The sequence below is a fragment of the Streptomyces canus genome, assembly GCF_041435015.1.
Classification (GTDB): Bacteria; Actinomycetota; Actinomycetes; order Streptomycetales; family Streptomycetaceae; genus Streptomyces; species Streptomyces canus_G.
This window is the reverse complement of the sequence record NZ_CP107989.1, coordinates 3,429,642-3,443,373: the sequence shown is the minus strand read 5'-3', so window position 1 is coordinate 3,443,373 and position 13,732 is coordinate 3,429,642. Positions and strand designations below refer to the sequence as shown.

General features: G+C 70.7%; 8 protein-coding genes. 3 read left to right on the top strand and 5 right to left on the bottom strand.

Annotation, left to right across the window (positions count from 1 at the left end; translation table 11 throughout):
• Positions 1-190: 190 nt before the first annotated feature.
• From OG841_RS15200 to OG841_RS15190, 3 genes are all read right to left on the bottom strand, one after another.
• Positions 191-2,248: a M4 family metallopeptidase gene (locus OG841_RS15200; protein WP_371565699.1), complete on the bottom strand. Its 2,058-nt coding sequence runs from the start codon at positions 2,246-2,248 to the stop codon at positions 191-193.
• A gap of 236 nt (positions 2,249-2,484) precedes the next feature.
• Positions 2,485-4,263, bottom strand: a complete 1,779-nt coding sequence (locus OG841_RS15195) for an ABC transporter ATP-binding protein (RefSeq protein ID WP_371565697.1) — start codon at positions 4,261-4,263, stop codon at positions 2,485-2,487.
• The gene (locus OG841_RS15190; protein WP_371565695.1) at positions 4,260-5,951 is read right to left on the bottom strand and encodes an ABC transporter transmembrane domain-containing protein; all 1,692 of its coding nucleotides are present in this window, start codon (positions 5,949-5,951) and stop codon (positions 4,260-4,262) included. The genes OG841_RS15195 and OG841_RS15190 overlap by 4 nt, the downstream gene beginning before the upstream one ends.
• Before the next feature lie 769 nt (positions 5,952-6,720).
• Between OG841_RS15190 and pdxR the strand changes: the two genes are divergently transcribed.
• The gene (pdxR, locus tag OG841_RS15185; protein WP_328640984.1) at positions 6,721-8,130 is read left to right on the top strand and encodes a MocR-like pyridoxine biosynthesis transcription factor PdxR; all 1,410 of its coding nucleotides are present in this window, start codon (positions 6,721-6,723) and stop codon (positions 8,128-8,130) included.
• Between the two features lie 105 nt (positions 8,131-8,235).
• Here pdxR and OG841_RS15180 read toward each other — a convergent pair whose 3' ends face one another.
• Entirely contained in the window at positions 8,236-10,098 is a 1,863-nt protein-coding gene (locus OG841_RS15180) for an ABC transporter ATP-binding protein (protein WP_371565692.1), read from the bottom strand.
• Complete coding sequence (locus OG841_RS15175; protein ID WP_328640986.1) at positions 10,095-11,891, bottom strand: ABC transporter ATP-binding protein; 1,797 nt, start codon at positions 11,889-11,891, stop codon at positions 10,095-10,097. The genes OG841_RS15180 and OG841_RS15175 overlap by 4 nt, the downstream gene beginning before the upstream one ends.
• Positions 11,892-12,074: 183 nt before the next feature.
• Between OG841_RS15175 and OG841_RS15170 the strand changes: the two genes are divergently transcribed.
• Both OG841_RS15170 and OG841_RS15165 read left to right on the top strand, forming a co-directional pair.
• Positions 12,075-12,980, top strand: coding sequence for an ABC transporter ATP-binding protein (locus OG841_RS15170; RefSeq protein WP_371565689.1), 906 nt, complete (start codon positions 12,075-12,077; stop codon positions 12,978-12,980).
• Positions 12,977-13,711: an ABC transporter permease gene (locus tag OG841_RS15165; RefSeq protein ID WP_371565687.1), complete on the top strand. Its 735-nt coding sequence runs from the start codon at positions 12,977-12,979 to the stop codon at positions 13,709-13,711. The genes OG841_RS15170 and OG841_RS15165 overlap by 4 nt, the downstream gene beginning before the upstream one ends.
• The last annotated feature ends 21 nt before the right edge of the window (positions 13,712-13,732 follow it).

Sequence of the window (13,732 nt, the reverse complement as noted above, 5' to 3'; positions counted from 1 at the left end):
GGCGCGTACATGTCATGACCCTCAAGTGATGTTGGCTGAAAGTCGACGGCTGGATGAACATTGCAGGCATGTAAACCGAGTTGACCAGGGCAAAGCCCCAACAAGCCGTCAGTCATGGAGAGGCAAAAAGAGGGCGCCGCCCCGGGGATTCGAACCACCGGGACGGCGCCCTGACTTGGGGGTCGCCGGCCTACGGGAAGGTCAGCTTCCACCCGTTGATGTAGCCGGTGTCCTGGGCCGCGTTGTCCTGGACCCGCAACTGCCAGGTCCCGTTGGCGACCTCGGAGGACGCGTTCACCGTGTACGTGGTGTTGAGGTTGTCGGTGCTGCCACCGGTGCCGTACGCCTTCAGCGTGTACGCCGTGCCGTCGGGGGCGATCAGCTGCACCCGGAGGTCACCGATGTAGGTGTGCACGATGTCGACCGAGACCGCGAGGTTCGAGGGCGCGTTGCCCGTACGCCCTGAGACCGTGATAGGCGAATTGACGGCCGCCCCGTTGTCCGGAATCGATACGTCGGTGGTGGACTCGAACGAGGTGCCGCCACCACCGCCACCGCCGGGACGCGAGCCGACCGCCACGCCCGCCCAGGCGTTCGCCACGGCCGTGTACTCGGCGCTCGTCGTGCCGTACAGCTCACCGGCCGCCGCGAGGGTGCCGGTGCGGGCCGCCGCGTAGTTCGTCGTCGACGTGAACTTCGTGGTCAGCGCGCGGAACCAGATCTTCTCCGCCTTGTCCCGGCCGATGCCGGTGACCGGAAGGCCGTCCGAGGTCGGGGAGTTGTAGGTGACACCGTTGATGGTCTTGGTGCCACTGCCCTCCGACAGGAGGTAGAAGAAGTGGTTCGCGGGCCCGGACGAGTAGTGGACGTCCACCGACCCGATCCCCGAGTACCAACTGTCCTTGGACGCGCCGTCCTTGCTCGGCTTGTCCATGTAGCGCAGCGGGGTGCCGTCGCCGTTGATGTTGATCTTCTCGCCGATGAGGTAGTCACCGACGTCGGAGGAGTTGTTGGCGTAGAACTCGACGGCCGTGCCGAAGATGTCGGAGGTCGCCTCGTTCAGACCGCCGGACTCGCCCGAGTAGTTGAGCCCAGCGGTGTTCGACGTGACGCCGTGGGTCATCTCGTGACCGGCCACGTCGATGGCCGTCAACGGGTGGGTGTTGCCCGACCCGTCGCCGTACGTCATGCAGAAGCAGCTGTCGTCCCAGAACGCGTTGACGTAGTTGTTGCCGTAGTGGACCCGGGAGTACGCGCCGACCCCGTCACCGCGGATGCCCGAACGCCCCTGCACGTTCTTGTAGTAGTCCCAGGTGAGCGCGGCGCCGTAGTGCGCGTCCGCGCCGGCCGTCTCCGCGTTGGACGCGCTGCCGTTGCCCCAGACGTCGTCGGGCCCCGAGAAGAGGGTGCCGGTGCCGGAGGTGCCGCGGTTGAGGTTGTACGTCTTGTGGTTGCCGCGCGCCCCGTCGGTCAGGTTGTACGTGGACCCGGACTGCGTGGTGCCGAGGGTGACCGTGCCGCTGTACATGGTGTTGCCGGTGCCGGTCTCGATGCCCTGGTACTCGTAGAGCTTCGCGCCGGTCGCCGCGTCCGTGACGACGTGCAGCTCGTTCGGCGTCCCGTCCTCCTGGAGACCGCCGACGACCGTCTCGTACGCCAGGGTCGGCGTGCCGTTGCCGGCCCAGATGACCTTGCGCGGGGCGCGGTTGGTGTCGGCCTTGTCGGCGCCGACCGCCTGCGCGGCCTTGAGGGCCTGCGCCGACGCCTTGGCCGCAGACACCTTCGGCGTCACCGAGGCGACCTTGATGGTCTTGTTCGTCGCCTTGACGACGCCCTCGGTCGCGCCCGACTTCGCGGTCTCCACGACGAGGTCGCCGCCGAGGACGGGCAGACCGTCGTAGGTGCGCTCGTAGCGGGTGTGCAGCGTGCCGTCGCCGTCCTTGACGACGTCACGGACGACCAGCTTCTCCTTGGCGCCCAGGCCGAGGTCCTTGGCGGTGTCCGCCTTGGTGGCGTTCGCCTCGCGTATCAGCTCGGCGCGCTGGGCGGGGGTGAGCTTGAGGGACTCGGCGCCCGGGATCACCTTGCTCGCGGCCGACGGTGCCTTCTCCGGGGCTGCGGTGGCGGCGCCCGACTGGACGGCCGCGGCGATCAGGGCGGAGACACCGACCAGGGCCACGGCGGCGGCCTTGCGGTGCAGGGGGTGGGGGGTGCGGGGGGTGCGTCTGTGGGAGGAACTGTCTCTCAACACTGACTCCTTCTGCGCGGCCGCGGATCGCGCGGCCAGGGGAGACCGGACGGTGGGTCGACCGTCCGGGCGGTACGCGGAACGAGGTGCAGGCGGCCGCGGATCAGAACACAGCGAGAGATCTGTGAGGTTGCTGTGAAGCGGCCGTGGGAAGAGTGGCACCGGAAAGCCCGTACTGTCAGGAGCGCGTCAGGAACTTGGCCGGAAATCGTTCGTTGTCCGGGAGTTCATGTTCGTTATACGGACTTTCCACTCTGGTCGGACACCGAGGGCCGGTCCCCGTGCCACGACCCCCACAGCGCCGCGTAGACCCCGTCCGCCGCCACCAGCTCCTCGTGCGTACCGAGCTCGGTCAGCAGGCCGTTCTCCATCACCGCCACCCGGTCCGCGTCGTGCGCGGTGTGCAGCCGGTGCGCGATCGCGATGACCGTGCGTCCTTCGAGTACGGCGGCCAGGGCGCGCTCGGTGTGCCGCGCGGTCGTGGGATCGAGGAGCGCGGTCGCCTCGTCGAGGATCAGGGTGTGCGGGTCCGCCAACACCACTCGGGCCAGGGCGAGTTGCTGCGCCTGCGAACCGTCCGTACGGCAACCGTCCTCGCCGAGCGCGGTGTCGAGCCCCTCGGGCAGCTCCCGCACCCACCCGTCGGCTCCCACGGCGGTCAGGGCGGCCCACAACTCCTCGTCCCCGGCGCCGGGTTCGGCGATGAGGAGATTGTCGCGGACCGTGCCCAGGAAGACGTGGTGCTCCTGGGTGACCAGGACGACCTGGCGGCGCAGCTGCTCGGGGTCGAGACCGACGACGGGGACCCCGCCGACGGTCACCGATCCCGAGGTCGGCGCGTCGACCCCCGCGAGCAGCCTGCTCAGGGTGGTCTTCCCGGCGCCGGACGGACCGACGACGGCCAGGCGTTCACCGGGGCGCACGGTCAGGGTGACGCCGTGCAGGACCTCGCCGCCGCGGCCGTAGGAGTACCGCACAGCTGTGACGTCGATGCGGTCGTCGGCGGGAGCGGGGGAGTTCTCGACGGAGCCCCGCGGCGCCGCGGCGAGGCCCTCCACGCGGGCGAACGAGGCGCCGCCGGACTGGAGTTGTTCGACCCGCATCAGGATCTGGTCGAGGGGGTTGGACATCTGACGCAGGTACAGGGCAGCCGCGACGACCGACCCCAGGCTCAGCATGTCCTGCGCGTGCAGCACCGCGCCGACCATGAGTACACAGGCCACGGGGAGGACGTACGAGACGTCCACCACCGGGAAGAACACACTGCGCAGGTAGAGGGTGTAGAGGCGGGTGCGGCGGGCCGTGTCGAGGGCGTCCCGGCTCGCCCGGACGCGCCGCCCCTCGAGGCGGAGCGCCTCGACCGTGCGGGCGCCGGACGCGGTGGCCGCGAGGATCTCGGCGACGTCGGAGGTGGCGGAGCCCTCGGCCAGATAGCCGTCGCGCGCCCGCCGCAGATACCAGCGCAGCACGAACCAGATGGGCAGCAGACCGAACACACCGACGGCCCCGAGCAGCGGGTCGAGGAAGAACACCGCGGCCAGCAGGAACACGAACTGCACGGAGTTGACGAGGAGTTCGGGTCCCGCGTCGCGAAGTGTGGTGCCGACGGTCGCCACGTCGGCGGTGCCCCGGGCGGTGAGGTCGCCGGTGCCGGCACGTTCCACGACGGAGGCGGGCAGGGCCAGGGTGCGCTCCACGAACTCCTCGCGGACGCGGGCGAGGGTGCGTTCGCCGAAGCGATGGCCGACGTAGCGGGCCCAGCGGGCGAGGAGGAGCTGTGCGCACGCGCACACCACGAGGACGAGCGAGAGCCGGTCCACCGCGGCCACGCCCGCACCGGCGCGCACCTCGTCGATGATCCGGCCGAGCAGCCACGGGCCGGCGAGGCCGCTGAGGGCGGCGAGTGCGTTCAGGGCGAGTACGGCGGTGAAGGCGCGGGCGTCTTTGCGTATCAGCCGGACGGACGCGCGCCGTACGGAGGCCTGGTCGGCGACCGGGAGGTGACCCCTGCTCATTTCATGACCTCCGCGTCTCGTGCGACCAGGGCGCGGTATCCCGGTTCCTCGGTGAGGAGTTGCTGATGGGTGCCGGTCGCGGCGAGTTTGCCGTCGACCAGGTAGAGGACCGTGTCGGCGTGGTCCAGCACGAGGGGGGAGGTGGTGGTGACGGCTGTGGTGCGTCCTTCCCTGGCCTCGTGCAGGCGCTTGGCCACGAGGGCTTCCGTGTGGGCGTCCAGGGCGGAGGTGGGTTCTATGGCCAGGAGGACTTCCGGGTCGGCGAGGAGTGCCCTTACCAGGCGGATGCGTTGACGTTGGCCGCCTGAGAGGTTGCGGGCCTGGGCGTCCATGGGGGAGTCGAGGCCGTCCGGGAGACCTTGGACGATGTCGGCTGCCACCGCTGCGTGTATGGCGGCCGCGGGGTCGGAGTCCGCGCCCATGATCACCTCGCGCAGTGGGCCCGCGAACAGGTCCGCCTCGTGGTCCGCCAGCAGGATGTGCTCTCTGATCTGGGGCAACCGGATCTCGTCCAGGGGGACTCCGGCCCAGGTCGCCTGCGACGGGGTGTACCGGGCCAGGCGGTCCAGGACCGTTGCCGTGTCCGTCGGCCTCGCACAGGCCAGTGCCGTCAGGCGGCCCGGGAGGATGCGCACCCCCGACTCCGGGTCGTGCAGAACCGAGGGCTCCGCGGGAGCATCCCGTGTGCCCCGGTCCTCCATCGGCTCCAGGCACAGGAACCGTACGACCCTCCTCGCCGCCACCACGCCCCGGCTGAGCTGGTAGCCGCACTCCACCCAGAACGCCACCGGGCCCACCAGGACCGCGACATAGCCGTACACCGCGACCAACTCGCCCACGGTGATCTCCCCTTGGGCTGCCAGGCGGGCCGCGAGCCAGGTGACGACGGCGAGGAACAGGGTGGGCAGGCCCACGCCGAGGGCCTGGACCCAGCTGGTGACCGCGCCGACCCGGTAGCCCTGGGCCCGCAGCCGCTGGGAGTCGCGGTGGAAGGCGTCGGTCACCAGACCCTTGCCGCCGAGGCCGTTGAGGACGCGCAAGCCGCCCGCGAGGTCGGCGATGCGGGAGGTGAGGACGCCCTGGCGGTCGCGGTACTCCGTCTCGGCGCCCTGGAGGCGGGACAGGAAGGGGCCCACGAGGAGGACGATCGCCGGGATGCCGAGCAGGACCACGGCCGCCAGGAGCGGAGAGACCGACACCAGCAGGGCGGCGACCGTCAGGTAGGCGACGCACGCGCCCACGCCCGGGCCGACGACGGTCAGGGCGCCGGCGATCGTCTGCACGTCGCCCACGCCGATCGTGACGACCTCCCCGGCTCCGGTCCGGCGCGAGAGGGCGGCGCCCAGGCGGACCGCCTGCCCGACGACCACCTTGACCGTGCGGAAGTTGGCGTCCATCCGCACCCGGGTCATCGTGCGGTGCCGCATGATGCTCAGCCAGGCGTTGAAGGAGCCGACCGCGAACAGCGCGCAGCACCAGCCGGTGAGCGCCGCCCAGTCGCCCGGCTCAAGACCTTCGTCGATCGCCTTGGCCATCAGATACGGTGTCGCCGCCAGCAGCACCATCCAGGAACTGCCCAGCAGCGCCCCGGCCACGGACCTCCCCGGCTGACAGCGCACCAGCCACCACAGATACCGCCAGCCGCCCCGGACGTCGGGCGTGCCCGGGTCCTCGTACGCGTCGGTCACCCGTCCCCCTGTGTAGGTTCCTCTTGATCGTTGGCACTGGCTCCTGCGGGTGAGGACGGTTGCCCGTCGAACAAGCCGCGCAGTGGCTCGCGCGGCTACGCGAAACAGCGTGCCGCCCTGCTCGGTCACCAAATGCCAACGCGGTCAGCGGATGGTCACCCGGGGACGGCGCGCGGGAAGCGGGCAAGTTGGTCAGCCGCCACAGACCAGTGGTCTGCGTCGCCACCAGGGCGTCGGGGTCCTCCCCGTGACATCGTAGAGGTCGATCACCGTCGGGGTGTTCATGCGTCGTGTCCCCGGCGTCTTCCTGGACAGTGGCGCCAAGCTCCTGGGCGAGGGCCCACCTCGTGCTCGTCCTGTCCGGGTGGCGGGCATGGCAGTGCACCGGCACGGTCGTGGCCGTCCGGTGCACTGCGACTCCATGTCTCCTGGAGTCAGGGCCAGTCGATGTCTATCCTCACCATGGACGACCCCATCCCAGCCGGGTCGGCCCCCATCCCGGCCGCGCCGGCCTGGCCGGCAACCGCCACCGCGCGGACCGCTCCTGGCGGGAGTCGTCCGGTACGACCGGTGCGTTCGGCAGCGCCGAGAAGACGTCGGCCTTCGTGCACCAGTCCTCGAACACGGGGTGAAACAGGGGGTGGGCCGGGGTCGAACGCCTCACAACAGCCACCACGTCCTCCTCAGGTGCTTGTCGATGCCGACGGGTGGTCCTTGTGCCGGCCATTCCAAGCTACGGAGAAACGGCTCGTTGCTACTGTCCAATGGCATGCGGGTATCACAGACCAATCTGGCCGGAGATCTCCTGCTCAACCTGGAGCGGTTCGGTGCCGGACCGCTGCACGAGCGGGTGAAGCGGGCGCTGCGGTCGGCGATCCGGGAGGGGCGTATCGACGTGGGCACCGCTCTGCCGCCCAGCCGGCAGCTCGCCGCCGACCTCGGCTGTTCGCGCTGGGCGGTGACCGAGGCGTACGGCCAGCTCGTCGCCGAGGGATACCTGGAGGCGCGCAGCGGCTCGGCCACCCGGGTGCGGTGGTCGAACGCCCCGGACACCGACGTCGAGCGCCCCGCGGCACGCCAGGCTCCGGCGGCCCGTTTCGATCTCGCGCCGGGTCTGCCGGACCTGCGTGCGTTTCCGCGCCGACGGTGGGCCGACGTCGTCCGCGCGCAGGTGTCGAACGCGGCGTTCACGGAGCTTGGCTACCCGCCGGCCGGCGGTCATCTCCGGCTCCGGCGCTTGCTCGCCGAGTACCTGGGCCGCTCCCGCGGTGTCTCGGCCACCCCGCAGGACGTGACGGTGTGCGCGAGTGTGACCGACGGGGTGCGGCGCATGTGCCACGCTCTGCGCGCCCAGGGCATCACCGCGGTTGGTTGTGAGGAGCCGGGCTGGACCCGGCTGCGCGAGGTGATCCGCGCGGCGGGCATGAAGCCGGTGCCCGTCCGCGTGGACGGCGGCGGCCTGTGCATCGACGACCTGGCCGCCCGCACGGATCTGCGGGCCGTGCTGACGGCCCCGGCGCACCAGTTCCCGCTGGGCACCGTCCTCGTTCCCGAGCGGCGCGCCGCGCTGCTCGACTGGGCCCGCCGGGTGGACGGCGTGGTCCTGGAGGACGACTATGACGCGGAGTTCCGCTACGACCGCCGCCCGGTCGCGGCCGTCCAGGGCATGGATCCGTCCCGGGTCGTCCTGTTCAAGTCGCTGAGCAAGACTCTGTCGCCGGCGCTCGGCATCGGATGGATCGTGGCCCCGCCTCGCTGGACCCAACAGCTGCATCGCGCCGACCAGGTGGACGCCCAGCCCTCGGCGCTCGACCAACTCGCCTTCGCCGAGTTGCTGGAGTCGGGTGCCTACGACCGCCATCTCCGGTCCTGTCGGCAGCGATACCGTCTGCGCCGCGACACCCTCGTCCAGGCCCTCGCCAAGCAGCTGCCCGACGCCCCGGTCTCCGGCGTCGCGGCCGGTCTCCATCTCATCCTGCGGCTGCCCACCGCAGTGGACACCAGGGCGGTGGTGACGGCGGCCGCCGCACGTTCACTGCGCGTAGCCGACCTCGCCACCTATCACGCCACCGACGACCACGCCGACCACGGGCTGGTCCTCGGCTACGGCAACCTCGCCGACAGCGCGGTGATCGAAGCGGTCCGCCACCTTCGCGACGCGGTCGAGGAATGCGGCTGAGCTGACTCGACGCGTCGTCTCACCGCATCGATGCCATGGGCGGCGCACTCCTCCTGCCGGATCGCATGGGCCCTGAGCAGCGACCATAACCCGCACCCTGATGGTTCACGCCAGACTGTCCCGCCACGCCCGGTGCAGATCGGCGAACCGGCCCGTGCCCGCGACGAGTTCGGCAGGTGTGCCGTCCTCGACGATTCTGCCGTGCTCCATGACCAGCACCCGGTCGGCGATCTCCACGGTCGACAGCCGGTGCGCGATCACCACGGCCGTACGGCCCCTCAGGACCGTCGCCATCGCGCGCTGCACGGCCCGCTCGCCCGGGACGTCGAGCGAGCTGGTCGCCTCGTCCAGGATCAGCACCGCCGGATCGGCGAGCAACGCCCGTGCGAACGCCACGAGTTGGCGCTGACCCGCCGAGATACGGCCGCCCCGCTTGCGTACGTCCGTGTCGTACCCGTCGGGCAGGGCGCTGATGAAGTCGTGCGCCCCGATCGCCTTCGCGGCCTGCTCGATTTCCTCGCGGCCGGCGTCCGGGCGGCCGATCGCGATGTTCTCGGCGACCGTGCCGGAGAACAGGAACGCCTCCTGCGTCACCATGACCACCCCGCGCCGCAGTTCGGGCACGGCGAGCTCGCGCAGGTCCACGCCGTCCAGGAGGACGCGGCCGTCCGAGGGGTCGTAGAAGCGTGCGAGGAGCTTGGCGAGCGTCGACTTTCCGGCGCCGGTCGAGCCGACCACCGCGACCGTCTGTCCGGCGGGCAGGGTGAGGTCGAAACGGGGGAGCACCTCGCCGCCGGTGCGGTAGCCGAACGAGACACCCTCGAAGACGACCTGACGGCCGGGACGGTCCGAGGACTCGAGCGCCGGGAGCTGCCGGGGAACCGACGGCTCCGGCACGGTCGGGGTCTGGGCGAGCAGTCCCGCGATCTTCTCCAGGGAGGCCGCCGCCGACTGGTAGGAGTTCAGGAACATCCCGAGCCGGTCGATCGGGTCGTACAGCCGCCGCAGATACAGCACCGCCGCCGCCAGGACACCCAGCTCCAGCGAGTCCTGCGCCACCCGGTAGGCACCCCACAGCACGATCCCCGCGACGGCCATGTTGGCGACCAGCCGGGAACTGACGACATAGCGGGCCATCTCAAGGAGCGCATCGCCGTTGACCCGCTCGTGCCGCTTGTTCAGTACGGCGAAGTCGGCGTCGTTGGCGGCCTCGCGGCGGAACGCGCGCACCGGCCGGATGCCGTTCATCGTCTCCACGAACTTGACGATCAAGGCGGCGATCGCGGTCGACCGCTTCCGGTACACCCGGCCCGCGCGCCTCCGGTAACCCCGCACGAGCAGGTACAGCGGCACGAAGGACGCCACCGCGACCGCGCCGAGGGCGAGGTCCAGCCAGAGCAGCAGGGCGGAGATGTAGAGGAAGGACAGGATGACGGTGACGAGTTCCTGCAGGCCCTCATTGAGCAGTTCGCGCAGCGACTCCACGTCCGTCGTCGAACGGGAGATGAGCCGGCCCGAGGTGTAACGCTCGTGGAAGTCGATGCTCAGTGCCTGCGCATGCCGGAAGATCCGGCCCCGCAGGTCGAGCAGCACGTCCTGGTTGACGCGGGCGGAGACCAGGATGAACGCGTACTGGAGCCCGCCGGAGGCCAGCGCCGACAGCAGATAGCCGGCGCCGACCGCGATCAGCGGGCCGTTGTCGTGGTCCCGGAACGCCGGAACCGCGCGGTCGATGGCGTACGCGACCAGCAGCGGGCCCGCCTGCACGGCCGCCTGCTGGAGCAGCAGCAGGAACGTGGTGAGCGTGACCCGCGCCTTCATCGGGGCGAGCAGCGAGCGCAGCAGGAGGGAGGTGGCGCGCGGCGGAGTGGGCAGGAGGTCGCGGTCGAAGGCGTCCACCGTGTCCTGGTGACGGGGGAGTTCCGGTTCCTCGTCCGCCGTGGGGGCGTTGGTGGTGGGGGCCGTCATCGGTCGTCCTCCGCTTCCCCGGTGCCGGACATGAGGTGGGCGTACTCGGCGTTCGTGCGCAGCAGTTCGTGGTGGGTGCCCACGGCGGTGATACGGCCGTCGGACAGCAGAGCCACGCGGTCGGCGAGCAGCACGGTCGAGGGGCGGTGCGCCACGATGAGCGCGGTGGTGTCCGCGAGGACGTCGCGCAGCGCGGCCTCCACGGCGGCCTCGGTGTGCACGTCCAGCGCGGACAGGGGGTCGTCGAGGACGAGGAATCTGGGCTTGCCGACCACGGCCCGGGCGAGGGCGAGGCGTTGGCGCTGGCCGCCCGAGAGGCTGAGGCCCTGTTCGCCGACCTGGGTGTCGGTGCCGTGGGGGAGGGCGTGTGCGAAGTCCGCCTGCGCGACGGACAGGGCTCGGTCCAGTTCCTGTTCGTCCATGCCCAGCAGGACGTTGTCCTTGACGCTGGCCGAGAAGAGGGTGGGTTCCTCGAAGGCGACGGCCACGAGTGCGCGCAGCGTTTCCCTCGGCATCGCGGTGATGTCCTCGCCGTCCAGGGTGATGTGGCCGGATGTCACCTCGTGGAGGCGGGGGACGAGGGCGGTGAGGGTCGTCTTGCCGCTGCCCGTCGTGCCGACCAGGGCCATCGATTCGCCGGGGCGGATGTGGAGGTCGATGAGGTCGAGGATGGGTGGGGAGTCCTCGGGGGCGTCGGGGTAGCGGAACCGGACGTTGCGGAACCGGAGGCCATCGTTGTCGGCTGACGCTCGGTGGGGGCCGGTCGCGCCGTTCCCCGCGCGCCTTGAGCAGGTCTCCTGTTCCGGCACTTCATTGATCACCTCGAAATAGCGCTCCGTCGCCGTCGCCGCCTCCTGGGTCATCGCCAGCAGGAAGCCGATCGACTCCACCGGCCAGCGCAGTGCCAGAGCCGTCGACAAGAAGGCCACCAACGTGCCCGCCGACAACTCCCCGTCGGCCACCTGTACGCAGCCCACGACCAGCGCGGCCCCGATGGCCACTTCGGGGAGGGTGGTGATGACGCCCCAGATCGTGGCCAGCAGCCCCGCCTTGCGCAGCTCGGTTCCCCGCAGCTTCCCCGACAGTTCGCGGAACGCCCGCGCCTGGGAACGGTGCCGGCCGAAGCCCTTGATGATCCGGATGCCGAGCACGCTCTCCTCGACGACCGTCGTGAGGTCGCCGACCTGGTCCTGGGCGAGCCGCGCCACACGGTGGTACCGCTTCTCGAAGACCATGCACGTGATCATCACGGGGATGGCCGGACCCAGGATCACCAGCCCGAGCGTCCAGTCCTGGAGCAGCATGATGATCACGCCGACGGTGATCGTCACGCTGTTGACCAGCAGGAACGTCAGCGGGAAGGCGAGGAACATGCGCAGGAGCATGAGGTCCGTGGTGGCCCGGGACAGCAGCTGACCGGACGCCCAGCGGTCGTGGAAGGCCACCGGGAGGCGCTGGAGGTGCCGGTACAGTCCCGCCCGCATCTCCGCCTCGACGTGGGAGAGCGGTCTCGCCACCAGCCATCGCCGCAGTCCGAACAGCAGTGCCTCCGCGAACCCGAGCAGCAGCAGGTACAGCGCTCCGAGCCATACCCCCGCCGTGTCCCCGTCGGCGACCGGGCCGTCCACCATCCACTTCAGGACGAGGGGGATCACCAGCCCCGTACAGGAGGCGAGGATCGCCACGAACGCGGCGGTGAACAGCCGCGCGCGGACCGGCCGGACATACGGCCACAGGCGCAGCAGGGTTCTGGCCGCCGATCGGTCCTTGGTGGTTGCACGTGTCGTGGACATCAGCTGCGAGCCTACGGACCGGCACTGACAACGCCCACCGAGTTTTGGCCGGACCGGAATCGGCCGATGGTCCTACGACCTGCATGTTCGAGGGGTCGTACAGCCGCATCCACCGATCGGTTGATGCCGGGTCGAGCGCGACGGGCGATGTGGCGGCGGGGTCCGTGCCGGGACGCTGATGCCATGTCCGTCATCGAAGTCAGCGAACTGCGAAAGTCCTACGGCGGCCGGGCCGTCGTCGACGGTGTCTCCTTCGCCGTCGAGGAGGGCGAGATTTTTGGAATTCTTGGCCCGAACGGCGCCGGGAAGACCACCACCGTCGAGTGCGTCGAGGGTCTGCGGATTCCCGACGCGGGCCGCGTGCGGGTCACCGGTCTCGACCCCGTCGCCGACCACGCGCGCGTGGCCCGCGTCCTCGGCGCCCAGCTCCAGGAGAGTGAACTCCAGGCCAAGCTCACCGTCCGCGAGGCCCTGGAGCTGTACACCGCGTTCCACGACAAGCCCCTCGACTGGCGCCCGCTCGCCGAGCGCCTGGGGCTCACCCAGAAGCTCACCACCCGGTTCGGCAAGCTCTCCGGCGGCCAGAAGCAGCGCCTGTTCATCGCGCTCGCGCTCGTCGGCAACCCCCGGGTCGTCGTCCTGGACGAGCTCACCACCGGCCTCGATCCGCGAGCCCGCCGCGACACCTGGGAGCTCATCGAGGACATCCGCGCCAACGGCGTCACCGTCCTGCTCGTCACGCACTTCATGGAGGAGGCGCAGCGGCTCTGCGACCGGATCGCCGTGATCGACAAGGGCCGGATCGCCGCCCTGGACACCCCGGCGGGCCTCATCCACCGCTCGGCGGGCGCCACCGTCATCAGCTTCACCCCGTCCGCCGCGCTCGACGCACACGACCTGAACACGCTGCCCGCGCTCGCCTCGATCGAGGACCGGGACGGCCGCCTCACCCTGTCCGGCACCGACGAGACCGTGAACGCCGTGATCACCCTGCTCGCCCGCCGGCACGTCACCGCCCACCAGCTCCGGGTCGTCGACGCCACCCTCGACGACGCCTTCCTCGACCTGACCCAGGAGGCCACGGCATGAACACCGCCGTACTGCGGACCGAGGTCCGACTCTTCCGCCGCGAACCCGGCGCCCTCTTCTGGATCCTGCTGTTCCCGACCCTGCTCCTGGTCATCCTCGGCTCGATCCCGTCCTTCCGGAACCACGATGCCGACCTCGGCGGCCTGAGGACCATCGACGTCTACGTCCCGGTGGCCGTGCTCCTCGGACTGATCGTCGGCGGCCTGCAGTCCATGCCGCAGACCCTCACCGGCTACCGCGAGCGCGGCATCCTGCGCCGCATGTCCACCACCCCGGTCCGCCCGACCGCCCTGCTCACCGCGCAGATGACCGTCTACGGCGGCGCCGCCCTGGCATCCGCCCTACTGGCCCTCCTCGTCGGACGGTTCGCCTTCGCCGTACGACTGCCCGAGCAGCTGTTCGGATACCTGCTGGCCCTGGTTCTGGCGGTGCTGGTCGCCCTCGCGCTGGGCGCGGTGATCTCCGCGCTGTCCCGGACCACGAAGATCGCCGGTGCCATCGGGTCCGCCGTGTTCTTCCCGTCGATGTTCTGCGCGGGCGTGTGGGCGCCGGTGCAGACCATGCCGGACGTCCTCGCCCGGATCGTCGGATACACCCCGTTCGGCGCGGCCGCCGAAGCCCTGAACCGGGCCGCGGCCGGCGACTGGCCGGGCTGGACCCACCTGGGCGTGCTCGTCGCCTGGACGGTGCTGCTCACGGCCGCCGCGTCGCGCTGGTTCCGCTGGGAGTGAGGGACGGGCCGTGCAGACTGG

What these genes read in the sequence shown, in the direction of transcription:
- OG841_RS15170 (WP_371565689.1), top strand. Translation starts at nt 12,075, where the DNA reads ATGTCCGTCATCGAAGTCAGCGAACTGCGAAAGTCCTACGGCGGCCGG.
- OG841_RS15165 (WP_371565687.1), top strand. Translation starts at nt 12,977, where the DNA reads ATGAACACCGCCGTACTGCGGACCGAGGTCCGACTCTTCCGCCGCGAA.
- pdxR (WP_328640984.1), top strand. Translation starts at nt 6,721, where the DNA reads ATGCGGGTATCACAGACCAATCTGGCCGGAGATCTCCTGCTCAACCTG.
- OG841_RS15180 (WP_371565692.1), bottom strand. Translation starts at nt 10,098, where the DNA reads ATGACGGCCCCCACCACCAACGCCCCCACGGCGGACGAGGAACCGGAA.
- OG841_RS15175 (WP_328640986.1), bottom strand. Translation starts at nt 11,891, where the DNA reads ATGTCCACGACACGTGCAACCACCAAGGACCGATCGGCGGCCAGAACC.
- OG841_RS15195 (WP_371565697.1), bottom strand. Translation starts at nt 4,263, where the DNA reads ATGAGCAGGGGTCACCTCCCGGTCGCCGACCAGGCCTCCGTACGGCGC.